This is a genomic window from Gilliamella sp. B14448G11, assembly GCF_016101765.1.
GTDB lineage: Bacteria > Pseudomonadota > Gammaproteobacteria > Enterobacterales > Orbaceae > Gilliamella > Gilliamella apicola_N.
This window is the reverse complement of the sequence record NZ_JACFPX010000004.1, coordinates 218,979-245,285: the sequence shown is the minus strand read 5'-3', so window position 1 is coordinate 245,285 and position 26,307 is coordinate 218,979. Positions and strand designations below refer to the sequence as shown.

General features: G+C 35.7%; 23 protein-coding genes. 5 read left to right on the top strand and 18 right to left on the bottom strand.

Going from position 1 to position 26,307, the window contains the following annotated elements; all coding sequences use genetic code 11:
* Window positions 1-24: 24 nt before the first annotated feature.
* The 16 genes from citG to H3S88_RS04925 all read right to left on the bottom strand — a co-directional run bounded on the left by citG (window position 25) and on the right by H3S88_RS04925 (window position 16,257).
* Window positions 25-912 (bottom strand): triphosphoribosyl-dephospho-CoA synthase CitG, encoded by an 888-nt coding sequence (gene citG, locus H3S88_RS05000; RefSeq protein ID WP_198226860.1) that lies wholly within the window; start codon window positions 910-912, stop codon window positions 25-27.
* Between the two features lie 111 nt (window positions 913-1,023).
* Window positions 1,024-4,011: a DNA translocase FtsK 4TM domain-containing protein gene (locus H3S88_RS13400; protein ID WP_198226862.1), complete on the bottom strand. Its 2,988-nt coding sequence runs from the start codon at window positions 4,009-4,011 to the stop codon at window positions 1,024-1,026.
* 106 nt (window positions 4,012-4,117) lie between these two features.
* Entirely contained in the window at window positions 4,118-4,639 is a 522-nt protein-coding gene (locus H3S88_RS04990) for a gamma carbonic anhydrase family protein (protein ID WP_198226863.1), read from the bottom strand.
* Between the two features lie 2 nt (window positions 4,640-4,641).
* Window positions 4,642-5,886, bottom strand: coding sequence for a Bcr/CflA family multidrug efflux MFS transporter (locus H3S88_RS04985; protein WP_198226864.1), 1,245 nt, complete (start codon window positions 5,884-5,886; stop codon window positions 4,642-4,644).
* A 144-nt stretch (window positions 5,887-6,030) separates the two neighbouring features.
* Window positions 6,031-6,726, bottom strand: a complete 696-nt coding sequence (gene rsuA / locus H3S88_RS04980; RefSeq protein ID WP_198226865.1) for a 16S rRNA pseudouridine(516) synthase RsuA — start codon at window positions 6,724-6,726, stop codon at window positions 6,031-6,033.
* A 20-nt stretch (window positions 6,727-6,746) separates the two neighbouring features.
* Entirely contained in the window at window positions 6,747-7,478 is a 732-nt protein-coding gene (locus H3S88_RS04975) for a class I SAM-dependent methyltransferase (protein ID WP_198226866.1), read from the bottom strand.
* The gene (prlC, locus tag H3S88_RS04970; protein WP_198226867.1) at window positions 7,465-9,492 is read right to left on the bottom strand and encodes an oligopeptidase A; all 2,028 of its coding nucleotides are present in this window, start codon (window positions 9,490-9,492) and stop codon (window positions 7,465-7,467) included. Before prlC ends, H3S88_RS04975 begins: the two co-directional genes overlap by 14 nt.
* 92 nt (window positions 9,493-9,584) lie before the next feature.
* Window positions 9,585-9,842: a BolA family protein gene (locus tag H3S88_RS04965; RefSeq protein ID WP_065738590.1), complete on the bottom strand. Its 258-nt coding sequence runs from the start codon at window positions 9,840-9,842 to the stop codon at window positions 9,585-9,587.
* Between the two features lie 93 nt (window positions 9,843-9,935).
* Window positions 9,936-10,208, bottom strand: coding sequence for an STAS domain-containing protein (locus H3S88_RS04960; RefSeq protein ID WP_198226868.1), 273 nt, complete (start codon window positions 10,206-10,208; stop codon window positions 9,936-9,938).
* 15 nt (window positions 10,209-10,223) lie between these two features.
* Complete coding sequence (gene mlaC, locus H3S88_RS04955; RefSeq protein WP_198226870.1) at window positions 10,224-10,856, bottom strand: phospholipid-binding protein MlaC; 633 nt, start codon at window positions 10,854-10,856, stop codon at window positions 10,224-10,226.
* Window positions 10,857-10,858: 2 nt separating this feature from the next.
* Window positions 10,859-11,446, bottom strand: a complete 588-nt coding sequence (gene mlaD, locus H3S88_RS04950; protein ID WP_198226872.1) for an outer membrane lipid asymmetry maintenance protein MlaD — start codon at window positions 11,444-11,446, stop codon at window positions 10,859-10,861.
* A gap of 11 nt (window positions 11,447-11,457) precedes the next feature.
* A complete protein-coding gene (gene mlaE, locus H3S88_RS04945) occupies window positions 11,458-12,237 on the bottom strand; it encodes a lipid asymmetry maintenance ABC transporter permease subunit MlaE (RefSeq protein ID WP_141677584.1) in 780 nt (259 codons plus the stop codon).
* Window positions 12,237-13,052 carry a phospholipid ABC transporter ATP-binding protein MlaF gene (mlaF, locus tag H3S88_RS04940; RefSeq protein ID WP_216354667.1) on the bottom strand — a complete coding sequence of 272 codons (816 nt, stop codon included), beginning with the start codon at window positions 13,050-13,052 and terminating at the stop codon, window positions 12,237-12,239. The genes mlaE and mlaF overlap by 1 nt, the downstream gene beginning before the upstream one ends.
* A gap of 308 nt (window positions 13,053-13,360) precedes the next feature.
* Window positions 13,361-14,059 (bottom strand): methionine ABC transporter permease, encoded by a 699-nt coding sequence (locus H3S88_RS04935; RefSeq protein WP_198226874.1) that lies wholly within the window; start codon window positions 14,057-14,059, stop codon window positions 13,361-13,363.
* Entirely contained in the window at window positions 14,060-15,103 is a 1,044-nt protein-coding gene (locus tag H3S88_RS04930) for a methionine ABC transporter ATP-binding protein (protein ID WP_198226876.1), read from the bottom strand. It lies immediately after the preceding gene.
* On the bottom strand, window positions 15,100-16,257 hold the full coding sequence (locus H3S88_RS04925; RefSeq protein WP_198226878.1) for an amidohydrolase: 1,158 nt from the start codon (window positions 16,255-16,257) through the stop codon (window positions 15,100-15,102). Before H3S88_RS04925 ends, H3S88_RS04930 begins: the two co-directional genes overlap by 4 nt.
* 184 nt (window positions 16,258-16,441) lie before the next feature.
* Here H3S88_RS04925 and H3S88_RS04920 point away from each other — a divergent pair, with 184 nt between their 5' ends.
* Window positions 16,442-17,290 carry a MetQ/NlpA family ABC transporter substrate-binding protein gene (locus H3S88_RS04920; RefSeq protein WP_198226880.1) on the top strand — a complete coding sequence of 283 codons (849 nt, stop codon included), beginning with the start codon at window positions 16,442-16,444 and terminating at the stop codon, window positions 17,288-17,290.
* 63 nt (window positions 17,291-17,353) lie between these two features.
* On the opposite strand, the gene H3S88_RS04915 is transcribed toward H3S88_RS04920, so the two are convergent.
* The gene (locus H3S88_RS04915; RefSeq protein WP_370528570.1) at window positions 17,354-17,683 is read right to left on the bottom strand and encodes a rhodanese-like domain-containing protein; all 330 of its coding nucleotides are present in this window, start codon (window positions 17,681-17,683) and stop codon (window positions 17,354-17,356) included.
* A 142-nt stretch (window positions 17,684-17,825) separates the two neighbouring features.
* On the bottom strand, window positions 17,826-20,459 hold the full coding sequence (gene pepN / locus H3S88_RS04910; protein WP_198226884.1) for an aminopeptidase N: 2,634 nt from the start codon (window positions 20,457-20,459) through the stop codon (window positions 17,826-17,828).
* A gap of 158 nt (window positions 20,460-20,617) precedes the next feature.
* Between pepN and pncB the strand changes: the two genes are divergently transcribed.
* The 4 genes from pncB (at window position 20,618) to H3S88_RS04890 (ending at window position 26,253) form a co-directional block, all read left to right on the top strand.
* The gene (gene pncB, locus H3S88_RS04905) at window positions 20,618-21,811 is read left to right on the top strand and encodes a nicotinate phosphoribosyltransferase (protein ID WP_198226886.1); all 1,194 of its coding nucleotides are present in this window, start codon (window positions 20,618-20,620) and stop codon (window positions 21,809-21,811) included.
* A gap of 150 nt (window positions 21,812-21,961) precedes the next feature.
* Window positions 21,962-23,365 carry an asparagine--tRNA ligase gene (gene asnS, locus H3S88_RS04900; protein ID WP_065738600.1) on the top strand — a complete coding sequence of 468 codons (1,404 nt, stop codon included), beginning with the start codon at window positions 21,962-21,964 and terminating at the stop codon, window positions 23,363-23,365.
* Between the two features lie 299 nt (window positions 23,366-23,664).
* On the top strand, window positions 23,665-24,807 hold the full coding sequence (locus H3S88_RS04895; protein ID WP_198226888.1) for a porin: 1,143 nt from the start codon (window positions 23,665-23,667) through the stop codon (window positions 24,805-24,807).
* Between the two features lie 306 nt (window positions 24,808-25,113).
* Window positions 25,114-26,253, top strand: coding sequence for a porin (locus tag H3S88_RS04890; protein ID WP_065738602.1), 1,140 nt, complete (start codon window positions 25,114-25,116; stop codon window positions 26,251-26,253).
* The last annotated feature ends 54 nt before the right edge of the window (window positions 26,254-26,307 follow it).

The following is a 26,307-nucleotide window of genomic DNA, read 5'->3' as shown; positions in this document are numbered from 1 at the left end:
GCTCTAAATATAAATAACGTTCAATTAATATTGTGCTAAAAACCAAGTAATCGCAATTAAATCGGCTGTACCACCGGGACTTAGATTGCGTTTTATAAATTCTTCATCTAACTGATTTAACCGTTCAAGACCATTAGCATCAGTCATTCCACCTTGTTCAATGAGTTTTCTCGCTTCATGTTGAGCGAAATTTAATCCGTCTAAACCGCCTCTAGATACTAAATTAGTATCTTGATTATAGGCAAGTAGATGTAACATTGCTTGCAGTAAACATGTTTCTTCATTGTAGCCATTATGTTTCATTGCTCGATAGATAGGCAGTGAGATAGTGCGAACCGTTGCATAACCTGATTCAGCTTCACCTCTGGCACCGGGCAAATTGTGAAGTTTAAAAAGTTTTTCACCTATTGAAGTGGTTGAATTATTTTGCTTAAGTTCATTGGTAACGATTCCTTGGCAAATAGCAGAAACTTGATCACAAATATTTTGTGTATTGATTGTTAAGCCTAGTTGTTCTAATTTGCCGATTGCACCTAGTAGCAGTCCAAAAGCAAAAATACCGCCTTTGTGAGTATTGACTTGATTTGTTGCTTGGTACATTGCTTGCTCACACTCAATACCAATCGGTCTAATGCCTGCTAAAAATTGTTGGTTATCTTGCAAAGCCGATGCTTTACCATATTGATAAAAACGTTCGAACCAGACACTGATTGCTTTGATACTTTGAACAAAAGTTTGGAAGTCCATATCACGATGTGCACCGCTATTATTCATATCAACCAATCCAGGTTTTGGCGATAAACAGACCTCTTTTATTAATGCTTTTGTCGCTAATTGTGCGGGTATACATTGATTATTATCACTTTTAAGTTCAAGTTCTAATAGTGCTATTTGCTGTGAATAATCACTCATTATCAATTATTACCTATAGGCAATGATGTAAAATCATTTGTTTGTGACGTAATGTTTGGATATCGCCAACTCATTGAACAAAATGGTTGGCGTACTTTTTATTTATTAAAATCAATAATTATTGTGGGATGGTGCTGCAAGTACTTCACGATTCCCATTATGGGCAGGAGGACTAATAATGCCTTCCGATTCCATTTGTTCAACAATTCGGGCTGCTCTATTATAACCAATACGGAATTTTCGTTGTACGCTAGATATTGATGCTCTTTGTGTTTCAACGACAAAATCCACCACTTGGTCAAATAGTGGATCGAGTTCTTCCTGAAACATATCCGAACTACCATTTTCACCGTCATCGGTCGCTACGGTCACATTCTCAATATATTTTGGTGTACCACGCGCTTTCCAATCTTGCACCACAGCGTGTACTTCTTCATCACGGACAAATGCGCCGTGAACACGAATTGGAATAGAACTATTCGGCGCTAAATAAAGCATATCACCCATACCAAGCAATGATTCTGCTCCCATCTGATCTAAAATGGTGCGCGAATCAATTTTACTTGATACAGTAAAAGCAATACGGGTAGGAATGTTAGCTTTAATTAAACCGGTAATCACATCTACCGATGGTCGCTGGGTGGCTAATACCAAGTGGATACCTGCAGCTCTTGCTTTTTGTGCTAATCTAGCGATTAACTCTTCCACTTTTTTTCCAACCGCCATAATAAGATCAGCAAATTCATCGACCATAACGACAATGTAAGGCAGTTTTTCCAGCATTGGTCTGTCTAGATCCATACTGTCAGTAGGTTTCCAAAGTGGATCTGGGATTGGTTTACCCATATTTTCTGCTTCTTTAATTTTATCATTATAACCTGCAATATTGCGTACACCAAACGCTGACATAAGGCGATAACGGCGTTCCATTTCATTGACACACCAATTAAGTGCATTAGCTGCATCTTTCATATCAGTAACAACTTGGGTTAATAGATGTGGTATACCTTCATAAATGGATAACTCAAGCATTTTTGGATCTATCATGATAAATCTTACATCTTCAGGTTTTGATTTATATAAAATACTTAAGATCATCGCATTAACACCAACCGATTTACCTGACCCCGTAGTACCTGCAACAAGTAGGTGAGGCATTTTAGCTAAATCAGCAACCACAGATTGCCCCGAAATATCTTTACCAAGAACAACGGTAAGTGGTGATTGTGCATTTCTAAATTGAGGGCTATCAAGCACATCTCTAAAATAGACTGTTTGGCGATTTTTATTGGGTAACTCAATTCCCACATAAGGTTTACCCGGAATCACTTCCACCACACGTACAGATGGCATGGATAATGAGCGAGCTAAATCACGATCTAATGTTGAGATGCGTGCCGCTTTGATACCTGGTGCAAGTTCAATTTCAAAGCGAGTAATAACAGGTCCCGGTAAATAGTCAACGACTCTCGCTTTCACTCGATAATCAGATAAACTTTTTTCTAAAAGATTGGCCGTTGCATTTAACGCTGAATGATCGATTTCTATTCGCGTAGTAGGCGGTGCCGTCAGCAAATTTAACGATGGTAAAGGGGTTGTTGGTTTTGGCAAAGGTTTATCATTACGTCTTAATAAAGGGTGGATTAAGCCATCTTCTTCGCTTTCTTCTTCATTATTTTCATCGTTATCTTCATTAACTTGAACTTCATTTACTGGCTCTGCTTCAACCGTAAAAGTAGGAGATTGCGGTATTTCTTCAATCTGGTCAATCTCTTCTTCATTTAGATAGATATCATCAATAACAGGGTTCGCTTTTTTTAGCGATTCAATATCAACATCATAAGGTTGTTCTCTTTCAATGACTTTTTCTTTAAGTTCTTCATGTTCATTTTGATCATTAATTGTTGTTGAAAGATTAACTTTTGGTGGTGTTATTTCACTGATAGGCTCAAATGGTGTTAACTCAACTTCTTGGGTTTGCTCTATTTTAGGTGCTTGATAGCCTGATGTGAATAAAGGTTTGCTCGGTGCATCAGAAATTGTATATTTATTTTCTTCCAAAGCTTGCACTTCTTCAGATTTATCTGATTGCATGTCAGATGATGTTTTTCGCTCATTCATATTTTTTATGATTACTTCCATACGAGCTAAAATATCATTAGAGTCAGCCTCTTTTTTAGACTCATCACGAGTTGCTTGATTGGTTGAATTGACTTGATCTGTGGTTGTTTTTTCAAGTTCTTGTAATAATTGTTCAGCCGTTTTGATGAGTGTCTCATCATCCTTAAGGTTGTTGGATTCGACACGTTGTTCAGCTTTATCTGTATTAATATCATGCTGTATTTTTTCTTCACTTGCTATGATTGATGTTGATTGAGCGGTATCTGTATTTACCGTCTCGCTATCAAGAGGCATAGTTAATTTTGGTTCTTGTTCTTTGCCAACAACGGATAACTCTTTATCGGATTGTTGGTTGGTATTTATTATTTGGTTGGTTTTACGTGATAAAATTAACTTTGAGAATGGCGTAATGAGCCACATAACCAAAGCACCTAATTTTTCCATTAAGTAAAACCAAGATAATCCAGTTAATAAAGTGATGCAGGCAAGACTGGTAATTAATAATGCCAATGAAGTGGTTAGGGCATTCATTACCGGTAAAAGACTTTCAATTACAATTGCACCTAAATATCCTCCAGCATTGAATTGTTCTGCATCACGAATATTTAAAGCAAAGAAACCTGTGCTGCTGAAAATAAACGCTAAAATACCAATAATGCGAAATGACAAACTAAAGTAATTGATAGGAGCATTGGGGTTACGATAATAGTAGACCACCATTTGTGAGCTAAAGAATATCGAGATAAAAGGGATACTGAAAGCAATAAAACCTAGGAATTGGAATAAAATATCTGAAACATAGGCGCCAATGATACCACAATAATTACTGATTGGATTGTGCCATGCAGTACGAGACCATCCAGGATCAGATGGATTATAAGAATATAAGGATAAAAATAGACAAACCGATAATCCTATAATTGCCAGTAAAATGAATTGAGTGATTATCTGTTTTCTTGTTGTTTTTGACTTTTTCAAGTACGTACCTAAACAATTGCAACAGTTAAAATTGTTAGCATTTTATCATAAATTGCACCCTCTCACAGAGTGAATAAACCCTAAAGCATCATTATTCTTGTTGGTATTAATCAATCGGTGATAGAGTTTTGCTAAATTTTTGTCCATTTTGAACATAATTTAGAGCATTTTGTTTATTAGCAGCAATTTCAGCTTCAGTGAGTTTGCGAATAATTTTGGCTGGTGACCCCATAATTAAACAACCTTCTTCATAAGGTAATGAATGTGTCACTAATGAATTGGCGCCAACTAAACAATTTTTAGCAATTCTCGCATTATTTAAGATAGTACTTCCCATACCGATTAAAACATTATCCTCGATGTGACAACTATGAAGAATAACGTTATGACCAATCGTTACATTTTCACCCACAATACAGGGTATATCGGTTTCAATATGCACCGTACAATTATCTTGCACATTGCTATTTTTGCCTATATAGATTGGTGCAATATCACCGCGTAAGACAGCATTAAACCAAATCGATACTCCTTGCTCTAAAACCACATTACCAATAATATCAGCCGATTTGGCAATAAAACAATGTTCATGAATTTGTGGACATAAATCCCCTAATCGATAGATCATCGTTATTTCCTTTTAATATTTCTGATTTTTAAAAATAAACCGACTGCCAGAAAATTACATAAAACCATGGAGCCTGTCATTAGCCATTCAGAACTATTGTCTGAAACTGTCGTTACTGTTGTAAGATTTGAGACCAAGAATGATAGTGATATACCAACGGCTCCCGCTACTGCAAATCGAATTGTGCCAGCAAGTGAAGAGGCCGTTCCTGCGATATGTGGGTAAAAATCTAAAATAATAGCCATACTATTTCCACCTATGGTTGACATACAGCCAATATATCCAGCAATACAGATAACTAAATAGATGAAACCTAAATTAAATAATGTCACGATCATAAGTCCAATTGCCATGACAAATTGGATAAAAAGACCTAACTGCATCATTTTAAATGAACCTACATGTTTAACCAAACGGCTATTTAGGGTATTCATAAACACCATAACAACAATATTAAGTGCAAAGTAATAACCAAAATGTGTGGATGCAACACCATGCAGGTTCATGTAAACAAAAGGTCCCAAACTTAAAAATGAGAATAAACCTGCACCAGCAAAGGCGCCTATCATCATATAAGCTAATACTTGTCCATGACGGAACAACGTAATGAAATTACTCAAAATACGGGTAAAACTAAATTTAGATCGTTTTGCCTTTGATAATGTTTCTGGAATAAAGGTGATAACTAAAGCCAGCCCAATTAGTGCCGTTAGACTGATAGTGTAAAAATTAGCTTGCCAATTAAACCAATATAGAATAAATCCACCAATAATCGGTGCAAGGAGTGGAGCAACATTGGATATCAGCATGACAAATGACATCATTTTAGAAAATTCATCGCGATCACGATAAATATCTTTCATTAATGCATTAATTACTATTGATGTTGCAGCGGCAGCAATACCGTGAAAAAAGCGCGCGGTAATTAATTGATTGATATTCGATGCAATACCACAAATTAATGCGGCAACTATAAAAATAATTAGACCCGCAATTAAAACGTAACGCCGTCCGTAACTATCAGTAATAGGGCCAAATAAAAGTTGTCCAAAAGAAAATCCTAATAAATAACAGCTAATAGTAAGTTGTACCGTTGCATCGGCTACATTAAAATCTTGCGCAATGGTTGGCATGCTGGGTAGATACATATCTATGGATAATGGCATTAACATAGATAATAATCCAAGAATTAAAATCAGTTTTTTTTTGGAAATATTAATTCCTAACTGTAAATGTTGATCTTGCACCTAGTAAGTCCTGTATCTGTTCTAACCTGAAAGTTAATTAATGTGTTATTTAAAAAACGATAACGTTACATGCAATTTTGTAAGAGATTTTGAAATATTAATTCTTCGTTTAAATACTTAAAGTATTTAAATTTGTTAAGTATCTTAATTTTGATTAAACGAATTGATTTCATCTTGGGTAAGGGGACGGTATTCACCCTCAGGAATATCGACCTTAATATTACCTATTTGTTTACGATGTAATGCAACCACATGATTATCTACAGCCGCAAACATACGTTTAACTTGATGATATCGTCCTTCGCTAATGGTAAGCTCCGCATGGAAATCATCAATAATATTTAATTTAGCTGGTTTAGTTAGTGATTTCTCACTTTTTAATTGAATTCCATTGTTAAAAATTTCAATGAGATCTGCGGTTAATGGGCGTTCAACTGTCACAAAATAGATTTTTTCACAATGATGTTTAGGAGAAGTAATGCGATGTGACCACTTACCATCATCAGTCAATAATACCAATCCGGTTGTATCAAGATCCAATCGACCCGCGGCATGAAGTTTTTCAGGCATAGGCTCATCAATAAAATAAAGAATTGTGGGGTGATCCGGATCATCAGTTGAACACACATAACCTTGGGGCTTATTTAGCATAAAATAGCGGTTATTGGTCACAGGTGTAATCTCATAACCATCATATTCAACTATCTGTTCGGGTGACAATTGATAAGCACCTGATTTAATAATTTCACCGTCGACCGTGACTTTTTTCGCTTTTAATTCTTTATTAACAATCGTTCGACTGATGCCGAGATGATGAGCAAGAAACTTATCTAATCGCATAAATTATGAATATTCCTGTATTACTTTAAAGGGGTATAAATATCAAAACGGTGATTTTTCGTTTTAATTTCTGCTGTTGGTTTTTGGTTAGCTAAAAAAGGTGCATAACTAGGACGTTTAACCACCACTCTTTTGTTGGCTAACTGTCTTGCTGGCTCGAGCAAACTGTCTGAATCATCATCGCTGCCCACTAATTGTTGAAATATGCGCATCTCTTTTTTGACTAGTGCACTTTTGGTTCGATGAGGAAACATAGGATCAAGATAGACCACATCTGGTTTTTGAGTGTAAGTGCATAATCCATCAATACTTGAGTGATAAATCAAACGTAAATGTCGCTGTAACCACGCACCAATATTTTCATCTAAATAAGCACGCCGTAGACCATCTTCTAGCAGTGCAGCAACAACAGGATGACGTTCAAACATAGTGACATGACAACCAATAGCGGCAAGTACAAATGCGTCGCGACCCAGTCCAGCGGTGGCATCTACAACCGTTGGTAAATACTCACCTTTGACGCCAACCGCTTTGGCAATCGCTTCACCTCGTCCTCCGCCAAATTGACGACGATGTGCCATAGCGCCAGATACAAAATTGACGCATATTGAGCCTAATTTTGGTTCGTCGTTTTTTTGTAATTCGAGTTGATTGTTTTGATTTACAAGTGTGAACGGCAGATCGGTATGCGTGGCCAACCACTGCTCAGCAAATAACTTTAGCTGAGCAGTATCTGTATTACTTAATTCCATAGTGACGAAGCAATGCCTCAAGTTGTGGTTCACGACCACGGAAATTTTTAAATAACGTCATTGGTTCATCGCTGCCACCTTGTGACAAGATATTGTCAAGAAAAGCATTACCCGTGTTAGTATTGAAGATACCTTCTTCTTCAAATCGTGAAAATGCATCAGCCGACAATACTTCTGCCCATAAATAACTATAGTAACCAGCAGCATAACCACCTGCAAAAATATGACTGAAAGCGTGTGGGAATCGACCCCATTCAACCGTTGGAACCACAGCTACTTGTTGTCGTACTTTTTTAAGTGTTTCTAAAATATCCGGATCTTTCTGACTGTGTAACGTAAAGTCAAATAAGCCAAACTCTAATTGACGTAAAATAAATAATGCTGCTTGATAGTTTTTAGCGTCCAACATTTTATCTAGCATCTCTTTTGGTAATGGCTCACCAGTTTGATAATGTCCAGATATAAACGAAAGTGCTTCAGGCTCCCAGCACCAGTTTTCTAAAAATTGGCTTGGTAATTCTACCGCATCCCAAGGTACACCATTAATACCTGCAACACCCGGTACTTCAATTTCAGTTAACATGTGGTGTAAACCATGCCCAAATTCATGAAATAGGGTAGTGACTTCGTTATGGGTAAATAACGCAGGTTTATCACCAATAGGTCGGTTAAAATTACACGTTAAATAAGCAACTGGATTTTGTGTATGACCATCCGCAAAGTGCATACGACCAATACAATCATCCATCCAAGCTCCACCACGTTTATGTTCGCGAGCATATAAATCAAGATAGAAGCTACCTTTTAATTCACCATTAGCAGCATACAGATCGTAGAATTTAACTTCAGGGTCCCAAACATCAACACCTTTGCGCTCTTTCGCGGTAATGCCAAAGATTCGATGTACGACTTCAAATAAACCGCTAATTACACGTTGCTCTGGGAAATATGGTCGTAACTCTTCATCATTGATGGTGTAAAGGTGCTGTTTTTGTTTTTCGCTGTAATAAGCGATGTCCCATGGTTGTATATCACTGGCACCGAAAAATTCGTAAGCGTAACGTTTAAGTTCAGCAAGTTCTTTTTCGCCTTGTGGTTTGGCTTTAGAAGCTAGGTCGGTAAGAAATTCCATTACTTGCGTGGTAGATTTTGCCATTTTGGTCGCAAGTGATTGATCTGCATAGGTCTTAAATCCTAATAATTGAGCAAGCTCATCGCGTAATGTCAAAATTTGTTGAATGATTTTAGTATTATCCCATTTGCCAGCATTTGGACCTTGGTCAGATGCTCGGGTATTATAAGCTTGATAGAGTTCAAATCGTAGATCACGGTTATCACAATAGGTCATCACGGGAAGATAACTTGGGATATCTAAAGTAAGTAACCAGCCTTCTTCACCTTTAGCTTTAGCCTGTTCTTGGGCTGCGACAAGGGCACTTTCAGGTAGACCCGATAAGGCTTTAACATCCGTAATTAATTTTGACCATCCCATAGTTGCATCTAATACATTATTGCTATAGGTTGATGATAATTCTGATAGTTTCGCAACAATTTCACCATAACGTTTTTGTTTTTCATCTGGCAGCCCAATGCCTGATAATTCAAAATCACGTAGGGCATTATTAATAACTTTTTTCTGAGCTTTAGTTAGTTTGGCGTATTGTTCACTTTCTTTAAGTTGTTTATATGCCTGATATAAAGGTTTATGTTGACCAACCCAAGTACTGAATTCAGAAAGAAGTGGTAAACATGCTTCATAAGCTTCGCGTAATTCAGGGCTATTTTTGACCGAGTTTAGATGACTAACAGGTGACCATGCACGACTAAATTTTTCGTCCACTTCATCAATTGGTTGAATTAAATTTTCCCAAGTATATTGGCTGTTTTGTTTTAATACTGTTTCGATCGTATTTCGGCTATTTTTTAATGTTTCTTGTATGGCTGGTAAAACATGTTCTGGCCTAATCTCCGAAAATAGGGGTAATGGTGCATTTGTTAATAATGGGTTAGTCATGTTGCGATACCTTATGTACATTGATATTTTCTATTAATAGAAAATAATATTGAGGCAAAAAATGTTTATTCAAGGGTTAATAAGAATCATTCTTATAATCCTATTAGTTTGCGCTCACGTTGCCATTCAGTGGGAGTATAAGTTTTTATGGATAGCGCATGGATACGATTATCATTAATAAATTCTGCTAAAGGTGCGTAAATAGCTTGTTGTTTTTTTACACGGCTAAGATCGGCAAATAATTCTCCGACAGCAATAACTTGAAAATGACTTCCATCATCGGTCATTACATGAATATCGTCAAGTTCAAGTGAATTTCTTAATTTATTTATAATTTCTTGTTTATCCATTAGTTATACTCATCATTAATATAAATTATACGTTTTAATTTTTGTAAAAAAGTTTCAGGTTATGGGGGTGTTTCAGTATAAAAATCCAATATATTAATCATCAATGACATGTTGTAAATCATATAAAGTGATTAATGTTTGTAATTGTGGATTAATATTTTTTAGTTTTACACAATATTTAATACAAAAATAGACTAAAGTCGCGAGTCCTGAAGAATCAACTCGAGTGAGCTCACCTAAATTAATGTATTTAACACCATTTAATGTAGAGCTTTGCGTTGTCCATAAATCATTTAAAGAGTGAACATCAAGTTCACCCTGTAAGTACAATACATCTTGTTGTTTATCTGTTTTGATTCGCGACATTATAAAATAGCCTTTTTATTTAGCGTTAGGATCAATATTGCGATTTGATAGATCATTTAATTGTTTGGTTAATTCATCAATACCTTTTTGGCGCAGAATAGTTGCCCATTCGTTTTGTTTAGTGGTAACCATGCTTACCCCTTCCGCAGTTAGGTCATAGGCTTTCCATTCACCTGTTACAGTATTTTTTCGCCATTGGAAATCAATACGAATAGGTTGTTGATTTTTGTCTGGCTGATTTAATAATATACGGATTGAAACAAGTGATTTATCACCTAAATCTTTTGATTTTTCAACTTGATAAGTTTGTCCATTGTACATCGAAAGTGCTTGAGCAAATGCTTGTACTAAATAGTTTTCAAATGCATTGAAATAAGCTGTACGCTGTGCGTCTGTCGCTGATTTATATGCATTACCTAAGATTAATGCTCCTGCATATTTAACTTGTACGTAAGGCAGTAAATCCGTTCTTACAATATCTTTAAGTTTGTTCGGATCGGATTTAAGTGTTGAAGACTCTGCTTTCATTGTGTTAAAAATTTTGTCTGCTGCAACTTGCATATCTTGATATGGATCGTTTGCAAATGCCGTAGCACTTATCATTAAAGTAAGTACTAAGAAAAAGGTTTGTTTAAATTTGGTTAACATAGTTACTCCTTGCTGTCATTAGTATCTTGTTTTTTGTCTTTATCCGATGATCCACCCGCACTATATAAAAATTGTCCAATTAGATCTTCAATGACCACTGCTGGTTTTGTGTTATATATAATAGAACCATCTTCTAGATAAGGATGATTATCTTCTTGATTAGGACTATCCGTACTTGATGAAGATGTCGGTGCATCTAAAGCATCAATATCATTTATTGTGCCTTGATCTAATCCAAAGTTGATATCAATAAATTGTTCACCTAATAAACCTGATGTTTTAATTGAAAGTGAACTTAATTTTGGAATTTTATTATATTGAGTGTCTAAATCCATGGTTACCCACGGTTTATAATCTTCATTGTTCGTGGTTTTTAAGCTAATATCACTGACACGACCAATAACAACCCCACCAATTTTAATTGGTGAACGTACTTTTAAACCACCAATATTATCAAATTGTGCATAGACTCTATAAGAGTTATGACTAACAAAAGATGTTGGGTCAGTTACTCTAAAGCATAAAAATAGTACTGAGACAATAACCAGCACCATAAATAATCCTACTGTAATTTCTACTTTACGACTCATGTTTAATGACCTCAATTACTAAACATTAATGCGGTTAAAATAAAATCTAACCCCAAAATAACTAATGATGAATAAACAACTGTATTAGTTGTTGCCCGACTAATTCCTTCTGATGTTGGTACACAATCGTATCCATTAAAAAGTGCAATCCAAGTACTGGCAATAGCAAATGCAAAACTTTTAATAAAACAGTTACCTAAATCATGCCACCAATCAACATTACTTTGGATGGATGACCAAAAGAACCCTGAGTCAATCCCTTTCCAATCTACACCAACTAATACGCCACCTATGATTCCGACCGCAACAAAAATCGCTGTTAAAAATGGCATGCTAAAAAATCCTGCCCAGAACCGTGGAGCTATAATGCGGCGTAAAGGATCAACTGCCATCATTTCCATACTTGATAGCTGCTCGGTAGCTTTCATAAGACCGATTTCAGCTGTTAAGGCAGAGCCTGCACGGCCAGCAAACAGTAATCCAGCAACAACAGGTCCTAGCTCTCGTAACAATGCAAGTGCAACCAACATCCCTAAACTGGCTTCAGCTCCAAATGTTGTTAAAATAAAGTAGCCTTGTAGCGCTAGTACCATGCCGATAAACAGACCTGACACGATAATAATGGATAATGATTGTACACCAACAAAGTAGAATTGTTTGACCAGTAATGGGAATTGTTTTTTAAATTGTGGTTGACCAATCAATGCGCCAAATAGCATCATTCCTGAGCGCCCGATCATGGCGATCACATTAATAAACCATTGCCCCATTTTTGCGAGTAAATTCAACATTATTTTATACCTCTGCTTAGGTCCAATTTGTAATCATTAGCAGGATAATGAAAAGGTACTGGTCCATCTGCAAGTCCTTCCAAGAATTGTTTAACTCGTAAATCATCATTGTCACGTAGTTGCTCTGAAGTACCACCAGCGATAATATGCTGTTCTGCTACAATGTAGGCGTAATCGGCAATACTCAACACTTCGTTCACATCATGACTAACCACAATGCATGTTAATCCTAACGATTGATTAATTTCAGAAATAAGCTTAACAATTACGCCCATTGAAATTGGATCTTGCCCAGCAAAAGGTTCGTCAAACATGATTAAATCAGGATCAAGCGCAATTGCTCTCGCTAATGCCGCTCGTCTAGCCATCCCTCCAGATAATTCTGATGGCATCATATTTGCCGCACCGCGAAGTCCTACGGATTGTAACTTCATCAATACCAAGTTATGTAATACTGGTTCAGGTAATTTAAGATGCTCACGCAGAGGATAAGCGACATTATCAAATACAGATAGGTCAGTAAATAATGCGCCTGATTGGAATAGCATGCTCATGCGCTTGCGTACTTCATATAGTCTTGAGCGAGACATGCTTGGTATGTCTTCACCATCAAATAAAATTTGTCCTGTTTGTGGTTTTAATTGTCCACCAATCAGTCTTAATAGTGTAGTTTTACCAATTCCAGAAGGCCCCATAATAGCGGTTATCTTGCCTTTTTGAACAGTCAAACTCATATTTTTATAAATAGGTCGTGTTCCACGATAGAAAGACATATCGTGTATTTCGACCAAATTTTGCTGTAATGCATCAGTCACAATGATTTCCTACACTACCAGAATTAAAATTTCGCCTATTTTACTTGATATTTATTAATAATGAAATCTATTAAACATATTATCAATGAGTCTGTTTTTACTAATTTAAACCTGTTATAACGAATTTATTCGTGTGTTTTATACTCAAACGTATAGTTAACCTGAAACTTTTTTACATTCATTACTATTTATTAATCTGCAATAAAGTAGTATTTAAACTCAGGTAATAGAACTTAAGTAATAAAGACGTTTAATAAATATAGATAATATAGAGAGTAATTTACTCTATATATTATCGCTTAGTTAAGCTATTCATGCCGTGCCTTGCGAGCTAAGTAGTTACCCGTACTTTGTACAAATTGAATGACAATAACCAAAATAAACACACAGATGTAAGTTACCGTCGTGTCAAAACGTTGATAACCATATGAAATAGCTAAATCGCCAATACCACCTGCACCAATAGCACCCGCCATGGCGGTAGCTCCAATTAAGCCAATTGTGGCGGTTGTAAGCGTTAAAAGTAATGAGCTAAAAGCTTCTGGTAACATAAAATGCCAAATTATTTGGATTGGCGTTGCGCCCATAGCTTCTGCAGCTTCAATAATACCGCTTTTTACATCTAATAACGAGTTTTCCACTAATCGAGCTATGTAAGGAGCAACATAAAAAGTGAGTGGAACAATTGCTGCTGTAGTTCCAATTGAGCTGCCGACAATAAACTTTGTTAAAGGCAAAATTGCGACAAGTAAAATAATGAATGGCAATGAACGCACTAAATTAATGATTGGGTTGATAATGCGATAGATTCGTCTATTTTCAAGTAGACCAGAAGGGCGAGTGGTTACTAAACAGATACCCAATGGAATGCCAATCAGAGAGCCCAATATTAAAGAAAAAACAACCATAATCAAGGTTTCGAAAGATGCTTGTATGAACTGATCAGAGGTGACAGTAGTGGCAAAATTCGTACTTAAATAACTAAGTATATTATTAAATATTTGCATTTAATTAATCTCCCATTGTTTTATTTTGGTAACTTGTACACCACGTTCACGTAGATAGTGCACCGCTTCGTCAATGTTACTATCCTCACCTTTTAATTGAACAAACATACTGCCTAAAACCGTTTTTTCGATTTCTGACATATGGGCAAATAAAATATTCACGATAACTTTTTGTTGTAAAATGAGTGAATTAATGACGGGCTCAGAGGCTGAACGTCCTAAAAACTCCAATTTAAATAATTTGATATTATTTTTGTCTCCTTCTATTTTTAATAGATTTTCAACTACACCACTTGGAATTTGATCGTTTATCACAGAGCTGACAAAATTTTGTGTCGTGTGATGTTTCGGGTGACCAAATACATCAAGCACATTACCATGCTCAATGATGTTACCTTTTTCCATGACGGCAACTTTGTGACAAATTCGTTCAATAACACTCATTTCATGAGTGATTAATACAACGGTTATTTTATATTTTTCATTGATTTGTTTTATTAAGTCTAAAATGGATTGAGTCGTTTGTGGATCAAGCGCTGATGTGGCTTCGTCGCACAGCAGTATATCTGGATTGTTAGCTAAAGCTCGCGCAATACCTATGCGCTGTTTTTGCCCACCCGATAGCTCTTTAGGATAGCTATTAGCTTTATCTCTTAATCCAACAAACTCCAATAGTTCATACACTTTTTGTTTAATCGTTTGTTTATCTTTTTTGATTAGGACTAATGGAATAGCAACATTTTCAAATACGGTTTTTGATTCAAGTAAATTAAAGTGCTGGAAGATCATGCCGATTTTTCGACGAACTTGACGTAACTCTTGACTAGATAGTTGATTGAGTAATTGATTTTGAATTGTGACACTGCCTTGAGTCGGTCTTTCGAGAAAGTTAATTAAACGAACAAGTGTGCTTTTTCCGGCACCACTATAACCGATAATGCCATAAATATCCCCCTTTGCTATGGTTAAATTGATATTATTTAATGCTTGGGTAGTAATGTCATTGCGCTCATATTGTTTTGATACATTTTCAAATTTAATCATAAGTTACCACCTGCTTTTTTATCTTGTGCTAATTGAATTAGTGCTTGCTTGGCAAGTTCAGATAAATAGTTAACGGCAGGCATTATCATATCTCGATTAAGCTGAAATTTAGGATGATGCACAGCGTAAGGACTTTGTGAACCAAGGTTAATAAAAGCGCCGGGAACGTGATGTAAGTAATGAGCAAAATCTTCGCCACCAAGTTGAGGTTTAAAGTCGACGATTTCATAATTTGCATGTTTAGCAACTTGTTTGGCAAATTCAACCCATTTAGCATCATTAATAATGGATGGTGGACCATCAAACCAGCGTAGCTCAGCTTTCGCACCTAAGGCAGAAGCAATATTTTCAGTAATATTTTTTAGCTGCTGTTTAACTTTAGCTCTAATTTCAGGTGTGAGCGTTCTAACCGTTCCCTCCATTTCTACCGTTTCGGGAATTACATTCCAAGTATTTCCTCCTTGAAATTTGGTAATACTAACGATAACCGCATCTAATCCGCTCACACTTCGACTTGATATTGTTTGAACTGCATTAACTATTTGAGCACCAACAACGATAGGATCAACCCCTGTTTCTGGCCTTGCTGCATGCGCACCTACACCTTTAACAGTAATTTCAATACGGTCAACATTAGCAGAAAACGGCCCAGCACATGATGCCATCTGATTTATGGTTAAATTGGGATTATTGTGTTGCCCTAAGATTGCATCAACTCCCTTTAATGCACCAATTTCAATAAAGTGTAATGCACCACTAAAATTTTCTTCAGCAGGCTGAAATAGTAGACGAATTGTTCCTTTTAAATCTTTTTCATGTGCTTTTAGTAAGTATGCTGCTCCCATTAAAATAGCAGTATGTACGTCGTGCCCACAGGCATGCATTACATTTGGATTTTTTGAACGATATTCACACGTGGTTTGTTCTTGGATAGGCAATGCATCAATATCAGCACGTAATGCTAGTACTGGTGAACCGGAGCCTATTTCTGCTATCACACCTGTTTTAGCGCCTAATTCCAAAATGCGTATATTGGCTTGTTGTAAATAAGATTTTAATCGTTTTGTGGTTTCAAATTCCTGATTAGAAAGTTCAGGATTTTGGTGTAACTCGACAAAGAGTCGATGAATAGTATCTGCGATAGTTTGACTCATAATATATCCAACGATTAATAATGATTGATACTATTAACGGTAACATAGGCATATTTATCTCTCTAATAATCGTTTTTTATATCTTATTCCAAAAAGTTATAAGATAGAATTACATGGAATAAATGAACTATTTTTTCTATGTTAGAGTGTATCTAATGTTTCTAGCTTACAAAGGGTAGCTCACATGAAAATATGTTTTATCAAACAAAAATTATTTAAATACCTATCATTAGCATTAATCGTATGTTCTGCATTTTTTATAAATGCTTGTAACGATTCATCCAAGCAAGCTAATAATCAAACCAAAAAAGAGATTAGTATGGGGGTGTCACCTGGTCCCTATAATGATCTTTTTAAAGATGCTGTTATGCCAATATTAGAATCAGAAGGATATAAGGTTAAGTTAGTTAATTTTCCTCATTTACTTGAATCAGATGTGGCTTTAAGTGAAGGTAGTATTGATTTAACGGTCGCTCAGCATACTGCTTATATGGATGTTTTTAATAGTCAGCGCAAAGCTAATTTAAAGCCAGTGGTTCATGTGCCGTCTGTACCGGCAGCCATATTTTCGAATAAATATACCTCATTGCAGCAAGTGTTTGCGGGGGCTAAAGTCGCGATTCCACAAGATGCGTCAAATGCAGCCCGTTCTTATAACTTACTCGAAAAAGCAGGTTGGATAAAATTGAAAGAAAATGCTAATCCAATCATCGTTAGTAAAAATGATATCGCTCAAAATATTGCAGGCATTGATATTGTTGAAATGGATTCAGCTAATATACCTCGTGTCATGAACGAAGTAGATTTTGCGGTGATACCAGGAAGTATCGTTTACTCAGCTAACATTGACTCAAATAAAGCGTTACTTTTAGAAACTATTATTCCTGATTTAGAAATTATGGTTGTTGTGAACGGCGGTAATGAAAACAGTCAGTGGGCTCAAGATATTAAGCGCATTTATCAATCCCAGCAGTTTAAAGATTATATGAAAGAGCATAATCAAAATGGTTATTGGGTAATGCCTCAGGAATAGATCAAAATTCTCATTAGGATAAAGTATATATAGTTGCATACAGCCCATGTAGTCATGGGCTTTTTAATACCTTGTCATCTGTTCATCAATAGTGAGCGCCCAAGCGTCGATTCCCCCCGTGAGATTATATAAATATTCGCTATCAAAGCCATTTTCGGCTAAATAGTTAGCCACATTTAAGCTTCTAACACCGTGGTGGCAGTAAATAACGATATCAATTCCATCTGGAATTTCATCTAAATATAATGGAATAAGATTCATTGGAATATGTGTTGATCCATTAATACTACAAATGGCAACTTCATTAGGTTCACGGACATCAAGTAAGAATAACTTATCAAATGCCTCTATTTTTTGTGCTAGCTCAGCAGGTGTTATTTCTTTTATGGTAATTGTCATTTAAAGTCCGTTATCTTATTTTTTAAAAGGTAGAAATGTCAAAAAGTTTGAGGTTACCTATACGTTTTAGTAAAAATATCGAATAATAAAGTCATATCATCCTACTATAATTATGTAGGATGATATGTTTTATTGATTATGCTGCTAAAGCTTTACTAATTTTTTCATATAAATCTTTAGAGAGATTATCAAGTTTTAGTAATCTTTCAAGCGCTGTTCGCATCAGTTGTTGACGTTTTTCGCCATAACGTTTCAACCGAATCAGTGGATCGATTAATCTAGCGGCAACTTGTGGATTTTTCTGGTTCAACTCAGTCAAGATTTCAACTAAGAAATGATAACCACTTCCATCTTCAGCATGAAAAGCAACAGGGTTATTATTTACAAAAGCTCCAATTAATGCACGAATGCGATTTGGATTACTCATTGAGAATGAACGGTGAGTTAATAATTTCTTCACGGTTGATAGCACATGGGTATCTGGACTTGTTGCATTAAGGGATAACCATTTATCCATTACCAAGCCATCTTGATGCCATTTATTATCAAAATCAGTTAACAATTCATTGTAACAATCAAGTTGCGCTTTAACTGCTGTAGTTAGAGCAGCTAAGCAATCCGTCATGTTATTAGCGTGATAGTATTGCTGACTTACTAATGTGTTGGCATGGGATTTATTATCCGCATAGGCTAATAAAGTTAAACAGCAGTTTTTAAGTGATCGCTTAGCAATATCTTTATGTTCAATATGATAGTCAACGACTTTATTATTAAAATAAACTGCATTTAATTCGTCGTTCAGTTCATTGGCAAAACGACTTAGTAAAAACTGACGAACTTGATAAATGGCTGTTGGATCGATGACCTTAAATAAATTGGCTAATTCGTTTTCAGACGGTAAAGTCAAAATTTGTGCAATTAAAGCTGGATCAGCCGTTTCTGATAATAATACTGCTCTAAAGGCATCTAATACTGATTCTGGCAATGTTAATTCACGATTTTCTTGGAAATTTGCTACATTTAAGCGTACATATTTTGCTAACAACATTTGTGCGGCATCATAACGACTAAAAGCATTAGTCGCATGTTGCATCAAGAAAATAAGATCATCATCTTGATAATCATAAGTTAATTTAACAGGTGCTGAAAAATCCCGTAATAGTGAAATAATTGGTTTTTCATTAACATGGTCAAAAATAAATTGCTGTTTAGACTGAGTTAAATTTAAAACATGGTGAATAGATTTACCTTGATATTGTAGTGTAATCACTTGACCATTATGTTGATATAATTCAATATCTAGCGGAATATGCAGTGCTTGTTTTTTCGCTTGATCTTGAGTTGCAGGAGTATGTTGCTCGACTGTTAAAGTATATTGCTGATTTTTGGAGTCATAACTATCAGTAACAGTTAATTCTGGTGTTCCTGATTGACTATACCATAATTTGAATTGAGTTAAATCGATTCCTGATGCATCTTGCATTGCTGCTACAAAATCATCACATGTTGCTGCACTACCGTCATGACGTTCAAAATAGAGCTTCATACCCGCTTGGAATTTGTCTTCGCCTAATAGAGTATGCATCATACGAATCACTTCTGCGCCTTTCTCATACACGGTTACCGTGTAAAAATTATTCATTTCAATAACTTGGTCAGGGCGAATAGGGTGTGACATCGGACTTGCATCTTCGGCAAACTGTACAGTGCGCATTAATTTAACATCATCAATACGTTTAACGGCTCTTGAACCCATGTCAGAACTGAATTCTTGATCTCGAAATACCGTTAATCCCTCTTTTAAGCTAAGTTGGAACCAATCTCGGCAAGTGACGCGATCGCCAGTCCAATTGTGAAAATATTCGTGACCAATTACCCCCTCAATCCCCAAATAGTCTGTATCGGTTGCAGTTTCTGGTTTGGCTAATACATATTTGGAGTTAAAGATATTTAGACCTTTATTTTCCATTGCGCCCATATTGAAAAAATCAACCGCAACGATCATGAAGATATCTAAATCGTATTCTAAACCAAAACGTGTTTCATCCCAGCGCATTGAATTTTTTAAGCTCGTCATAGCCCAATGTGAACGGTCTAAATTACCTTTATCAACATAAATTTCTAAATCAACTTTACGATTTGATTGAGTGGTAAATTGATCTCTCAATATGTCAAAATCACCTGCAACTAATGCAAATAGATAGGCTGGCTTAGGGAAAGGGTCTTGCCATTGAACCCAATGACGACCGTCAGCAAATTCACCTTGTGCAATACGGTTACCATTAGAAAGTAGATAAGGATATTGTTGTTTATTGGCAGTGATTCGAGTTGAAAAGCGAGCAAGAACATCAGGACGATCAAGATAATAGGTGATATGTCTAAATCCTTCTGCTTCGCATTGAGTGCATAGTGCTTCACCTGAAACGTATAATCCTTCCAGCGCTGTATTATCAATTGGCTTAATTTCGTTAACAATGGTAAGGGTGAATTCGCTTGGAACATTCTGAATGATTAGACCTGTTTCAGTGATTTGATAATCTTGCCAAGATTGTTCATTAATGTTGATCGAAATGAGCTTAAGGTCCTCACCATCTAAAATGAGATCGTTTGCTTGCTGGTTTTTTTGCACAACACGGCTACGAGCAGTGACTGTGGTTGTTTCTGGCGCCAAATCAAAATCAAGATCAATGTCTGTAATGGTAAAATCTGGTGTTTTATAATCGAGACGATATTTAGCAATGGGTTGTAATTCAGCTGTTTTGGTATTCATTTTTGTCGTGACCTTTTTAGTTGGTATTCAATCTTTATCCTATTTAGATAGTATTATAGCTGATTAAAAATAATCTTATTACATAATTAGTCTATCTCTTCACTATTATTCTGCTATAATCTGAGGAATTTTCTTTATAGTAGTAATAATAGATACATATGTTACCAGCAATAATTACATCAATTTTAGATACTGATGCATATAAATTGCATATGCAACAAGCCGTTTTTCATCATTACCCAGATGCAACCGTTGTTGCGCAGTTCCGTTGTCGAAGTGATGATTTATTAGGACATTATGCTGATGAAATAATGTATCAAGTTAAATTAATGGAATCGTTATCGCTTACAGATGATGAATTTAACTATTTATCTGGTATTCCATTTTTTAAATCCGACTATTTAAATTGGCTTAAAGATTGGCGCTTCAATAGTGATTTACTCACCATTAAAAACGAAGATGGTGTACTTGAAATTTCGATTGAAGGTAAATGGTTAGATGTTATCTTATGGGAAGTCCCTTTGCTTGCGGTAATCAGTGAAATTGTACATAAGGATCGTTCACCACAAATCGGTGTGCCAGAAGCAATCGCTAGACTAAAAGATAAATTGGCTCTATTTAATGAAAAAACGGCTAATATGGATATGTCTGGTTTTAATTTAATGGATTTTGGTACGCGTCGGCGTTATTCGTTTGCGGTACAAGAAGCCGTTGTCAGCTATTTGAAAGATAATTTTCAAGATTTTAATAGCACTAGCAACTATTTACTTGCCTATCGTTTAGGGTTAAATCCCGTTGGCACTCAAGCTCATGAATGGTTCCAAGCGCATCAACGATTAAGTCCAATTTTGAAAGATTGTCAAAAAGATGCGCTTCGAGTTTGGTTAGACGAGTACCCTCATGATTTAGATATTGCTTTAACTGATTGTATTACCATGGATGCTTTTTTGCGTGATTTCGATCATCATTTTGCTTCTTGTTATCAAGGACTTCGCCATGATTCAGGTGATTCTATTGAATGGGGTGAAAAAGCTATAGCGCATTATCAGCAGTTAGGAATAGATCCTAAAACTAAATTACTCGTTTTTTCTGATAGTTTAAATTTTGATAAGGCTATTAAAATTTATAACCATTTTAATCATCGAGTAAAACTGTCATTCGGTATTGGTGGCTTTTTGGCGTGTGATATTCCTTCAACCGAAGCGAATACCAAAGCTTTGAATATTGTGATTAAATTAACGCAATGCAATAATCAATCAGTGGCTAAATTATCTGATAGTCCAGGTAAAACAATATCTCAAGATTTAGATTTTATTGATGAGTTAAAACGAACTTTCAATGTTAAATATTAATAATAAATTATTATTAATCTTATAAAAGTAAATCCGTATAAAAATTTTTTAATTGGGTATTGATTCCATTTTATTATGGGAAATCGTTAAAATATATCAGTATTACTTAAAATTTATTTAAACAAATTAATGTAGAGATGGATAATTAAAATGAATTCAGTTGCTCCTATTGTTGATGTGTTACAAGGCAAAATCGCCGTTGGTAGCACCATTTCCGTTCAAGGTTGGGTGAGAACTCGCCGTGATTCTAAAGCAGGTATTTCATTTCTAGCAGTTTATGATGGCTCTTGCTTTTCGCCAATTCAAGCTGTTATCGAAAATAATTTACCTAATTATGAACAAGATATTTTGCGCTTAACTGCGGGTTGTTCGGTTAAAGTCACAGGTAAAGTTGTGGAATCACCAGGACAGGGGCAAAAATATGAATTACAAGCAACACAGGTTGATGTGTATGGCTTTGTGGATGATCCTGAAACTTATCCTATGGCGGCGAAACGTCACTCAATAGAATATCTGCGTGAAGTTGCCCACTTACGTGCAAGAACCAATATTGTCGGTGCAATTACGCGTGTTCGTCATACGCTTGCTCAAGCTATTCATCAATTTTTTGATGAACGTGGCTTTTTTTGGCTTTCTACGCCAATTATTACCGCATCGGATACCGAAGGTGCAGGCGAGATGTTTCGTGTTTCAACGCTTGATATGTTGAATCTTCCAAAAAACGATAATGATAAAATTGATTACGATAAAGACTTTTTTGGTAAAGAAGCGTTTTTAACAGTATCCGGCCAATTAAATGCTGAAACTTATGCATGTGCGCTTTCAAAAGTCTATACTTTTGGTCCAACGTTTAGAGCTGAGAACTCAAATACTACGCGTCATTTAGCCGAATTCTGGATGATGGAACCTGAAGTTGCGTTTGCTGATCTTGATGACAACGCCAAGCTAGCTGAAGATATGCTGAAATATGTATTTAAGACAGTACTTGAAAAACGTGCTGATGATATGCAATTTTTTGCTCAGCATATTGATAAAGATGCGATTACTCGGCTAGAAAATTTTATAAGTGCCGATTTTGCACAAGTTGATTACACCGATGCAATTACTATTTTACAAAATTGTGATGCCAAATTTGAAAATCCAGTGAGTTGGGGTATTGATTTAGCTTCAGAACATGAACGTTATTTAGCTGAGCAACATTTTAAAGCACCAGTTGTTGTTAAAAACTATCCTAAAGATATCAAAGCATTTTATATGCGTATGAATGACGATGGTAAAACTGTGGCAGCAATGGATGTGTTAGCGCCAGGCATTGGCGAAATTATTGGCGGTTCACAACGTGAAGAACGCTTAGATATGCTAGATAAACGAATGGACGAAATGGGTCTTAAAAAAGAAGATTACTGGTGGTATCGTGATTTACGTCGTTATGGCACAGTCCCTCACTCTGGTTTTGGTCTGGGATTTGAACGCTTAATTGTTTATGTCACGGGTGTGCAAAATGTCCGAGATGTTATTCCATTCCCAAGAACTCCGCGTAACGCAAATTTCTAAACTGATTGCATTTTTATTCATCTAAACCGATATTAAGTTGGTTTAGATGAAAAAAGCATAATAGAAATTCAAAAAAAGTACAAAAAGTATCCAAACAAACCCTTTTTTAGCGTTAGACATCCTGTTTAACGAAAAGTTCACTTGATTTTAAGTAAAATTTATACATAATTTACACTACTGTGAAAATTAGATAAAAATAATAGATAAAGATATTATTTTTGGATGAATAATCATTGTAGTTGAAATTGACTCAAATCCTATGGACTGTGTCAGTATTAAAATAACCATGAGGGTAAAAAATGAAACGTAATCTATTAGCAATCGCTATTCCTGCACTTTTAGTTGCAGCTGGTGCAAACGCTTCTATCGAAGTATGGAACAAAGACGGCAACAAAGTTGACTTTTATGGTCGAGTAAAAGCAGCTAATAACATCACTGACCGCGGTCAAAAAGATGAAGGTGATGATACTTCAGCTCGTCTAGGCATGTCTGGCCAAACTCAAATTACTGATAGCCTAGTAGGCTACGGTCGTTGGGAATATGAAGCGAAAGCAGGTAAAAATTCTGACAATGAAGTTCGTTATGCATTTGCAGGTTTAAACTTTGGTGACTTAGGTTCATTCGATTATGGTCGTAACGATGGTGTGTTAAAAGCAATCACTGCTTATACTGATGTATTGCCGCAATTTGGTGGTGACGCAGCAAACAATAATTGGAATGTACTTTCTTCACGTACTAAAGCTGTAGCGACTTATCGTAACAACAACTTCTTTGGTTTGTCTGATGACATCAGTTTTGCTTTACAATATGCTGATAATGGTGATAATTCTACTACTGTAGACGGTATCAAAGGAAATTCAAGAGAAGCCTACGGTGCAAACGTACAATGGCGTATTTTTGATACAGGTTTAACTGCTGGCGCAGGCTATGCTCAATCAACTGTGAGCGATACCCGCCATAATACTTGGGCAGCTGGTCTTAAATATGAAAACTATGACTTATATTTAGGTGCTAACTACTTCCAAAGTAAAGTAAAAAGAGCCACTACTGTTGTATGGAATAATGGTGTTGAAAGAGATCGTGATCTTAAACTCAGAGGCTTTGAATTAGTTGCTCAATATGGTATTGATTTAGAAGTGGGTCGTTTAACTCCATCTTTAGCTTATGTTCAACATAAACTTAAAGCAGATTCTATGCACTTCTCTGATGCTGATTACCATTATTATGCGGCAGGATATAATTCTCCTGTAGCTAAGTATGTGTCTTTAGGTGCAACTTACGATTTAAATAAAAACTTTAGTACAATTGTTGAATATAAATTCAACTTGTTAGATCATAAAGATATCGGTGCTGATTGGAATACTGAAACTCCACGTGGTAAACACGGGAACAAACCAGGTACAAAAGATGTGTTAGGCGTTGGTTTAATTTACCAATTCTAATCTCTTAACCTCTTATAAAAAGGCACTTAGGTGCCTTTTTTAATACCTAAAAAAACCTCTTTTTGAGCAAAAAAACATTTAATGTTTAAAAAATTTAATATTAAATATTAAAATAATCGCAAAACCTCAGATTTAATCTAAAGAACATTGTTAAATAGATAGTGTATACGATTAAAATCTATTTTATAAAAATTAAAATAGATATCACTGTAATAATATAATTGCTATTTTTAGTAGTTAATTATTAAATCCAGAGCAAAGTAATTTGCTTCTTTAATAATAAAATATACCTACGAGGGTAACAAAATGAAACGTAATCTATTAGCAATCGCAATTCCTGCGCTTTTAATTGCAGGTACAGCTAACGCTTCTATTGAAGTATGGAACAAAGATGGTAATAAAGTTGACTTCTATGGTCGAGTTTATGCTTTAAACTATATTACTGATCGCGACAATCAAACTGGCGAAGGTGACAAAACTACCGCTCGTTTAGGCATGTCAGGACAAACTCAAGTTACTGATAGTTTAACCGGTTATGGTCGTTGGGAATATGAAGCAAAAACTGGAAAAAATGCTGATAACGAAACTCGTTATGCATTTGCAGGTTTAAACTTTGGTGATTTCGGTTCATTCGATTATGGTCGTAATGATGGTGTGTTAAAAACCTTAACTTCATATACCGATGTTTTACCTGAATTTGGTGGCGATGCATCAGATAATGATCTTTATGCTTTAACTGCACGTACTAAAGCTGTAGCAACTTACCGTAACTCAGATTTCTTCGGTCTAGTTAATGGTTTACGCTTTGCTGTTCAATACGCTGACAATGGTGATAATAGTTCAACTAGTCATTTCAATGAACATGCTCGAAATGGTCACAACAGTGCCGAAGCATGGGGTTCTGTAGTAGATTGGGATGTGCTTGACACAGGTCTATCTGTTGGTGCTGGTTATGCACAAACAGGCGGTCATAGAGATGCTAAATCATGGTCAGCAGGTGTTAAATACGACAACAATAATGTTTATTTAGCAGCGCTATATATTGAAGGCAAACAAAAATATGGTTGGGACAATGCTACAACAGAGCGTCGTGCGGATGATTTAAAAACTAAAGGTTTTGAATTCGTAGCACAATATGGTATCGACTTTGAAGTTGGTCGTTTAACTCCATCTTTAGCTTATATCCAACATAAAGTTAAAGATGCATCTAGCTTAACAAGTGATGCAGGCCTTAAAGGTAATGACCTAGCTAAATATGTTGATGTTGGTCTAACTTATGATTTCAACAAAAACCTACAAGCTATCATTGATTACAAAATCAACTTGTTAGATAAAGATGATATTGGTGCACGTCGTGCTCTTTACGAAGACGGTGCATTTACTAAATCACAAATTAAAGCTACAACGAAAGATACCGTTGCACTTGGTTTAATCTATCAATTCTAATTGGTTGTAACTTGTTAAATTCTAAAAAGGCACTTCGGTGCCTTTTTTATTATC

What these genes read in the sequence shown, in the direction of transcription:
- pepN (WP_198226884.1), bottom strand. Translation starts at nt 20,459, where the DNA reads ATGAATACCAAAACAGCTGAATTACAACCCATTGCTAAATATCGTCTC.
- mlaD (WP_198226872.1), bottom strand. Translation starts at nt 11,446, where the DNA reads ATGAGTCGTAAAGTAGAAATTACAGTAGGATTATTTATGGTGCTGGTT.
- prlC (WP_198226867.1), bottom strand. Translation starts at nt 9,492, where the DNA reads ATGACTAACCCATTATTAACAAATGCACCATTACCCCTATTTTCGGAG.
- H3S88_RS04920 (WP_198226880.1), top strand. Translation starts at nt 16,442, where the DNA reads ATGAAAATATGTTTTATCAAACAAAAATTATTTAAATACCTATCATTA.
- H3S88_RS04935 (WP_198226874.1), bottom strand. Translation starts at nt 14,059, where the DNA reads ATGCAAATATTTAATAATATACTTAGTTATTTAAGTACGAATTTTGCC.
- H3S88_RS04960 (WP_198226868.1), bottom strand. Translation starts at nt 10,208, where the DNA reads ATGTCGCGAATCAAAACAGATAAACAACAAGATGTATTGTACTTACAG.
- H3S88_RS04930 (WP_198226876.1), bottom strand. Translation starts at nt 15,103, where the DNA reads ATGATTAAATTTGAAAATGTATCAAAACAATATGAGCGCAATGACATT.
- H3S88_RS04990 (WP_198226863.1), bottom strand. Translation starts at nt 4,639, where the DNA reads ATGATCTATCGATTAGGGGATTTATGTCCACAAATTCATGAACATTGT.
- mlaC (WP_198226870.1), bottom strand. Translation starts at nt 10,856, where the DNA reads ATGTTAACCAAATTTAAACAAACCTTTTTCTTAGTACTTACTTTAATG.
- H3S88_RS04925 (WP_198226878.1), bottom strand. Translation starts at nt 16,257, where the DNA reads ATGAGTCAAACTATCGCAGATACTATTCATCGACTCTTTGTCGAGTTA.
- H3S88_RS04975 (WP_198226866.1), bottom strand. Translation starts at nt 7,478, where the DNA reads ATGGAATTAAGTAATACAGATACTGCTCAGCTAAAGTTATTTGCTGAG.
- H3S88_RS04965 (WP_065738590.1), bottom strand. Translation starts at nt 9,842, where the DNA reads ATGGATAAACAAGAAATTATAAATAAATTAAGAAATTCACTTGAACTT.
- asnS (WP_065738600.1), top strand. Translation starts at nt 21,962, where the DNA reads ATGAATTCAGTTGCTCCTATTGTTGATGTGTTACAAGGCAAAATCGCC.
- citG (WP_198226860.1), bottom strand. Translation starts at nt 912, where the DNA reads ATGAGTGATTATTCACAGCAAATAGCACTATTAGAACTTGAACTTAAA.
- H3S88_RS04895 (WP_198226888.1), top strand. Translation starts at nt 23,665, where the DNA reads ATGAAACGTAATCTATTAGCAATCGCTATTCCTGCACTTTTAGTTGCA.
- H3S88_RS04890 (WP_065738602.1), top strand. Translation starts at nt 25,114, where the DNA reads ATGAAACGTAATCTATTAGCAATCGCAATTCCTGCGCTTTTAATTGCA.
- mlaE (WP_141677584.1), bottom strand. Translation starts at nt 12,237, where the DNA reads ATGTTGAATTTACTCGCAAAAATGGGGCAATGGTTTATTAATGTGATC.
- pncB (WP_198226886.1), top strand. Translation starts at nt 20,618, where the DNA reads ATGTTACCAGCAATAATTACATCAATTTTAGATACTGATGCATATAAA.
- rsuA (WP_198226865.1), bottom strand. Translation starts at nt 6,726, where the DNA reads ATGCGATTAGATAAGTTTCTTGCTCATCATCTCGGCATCAGTCGAACG.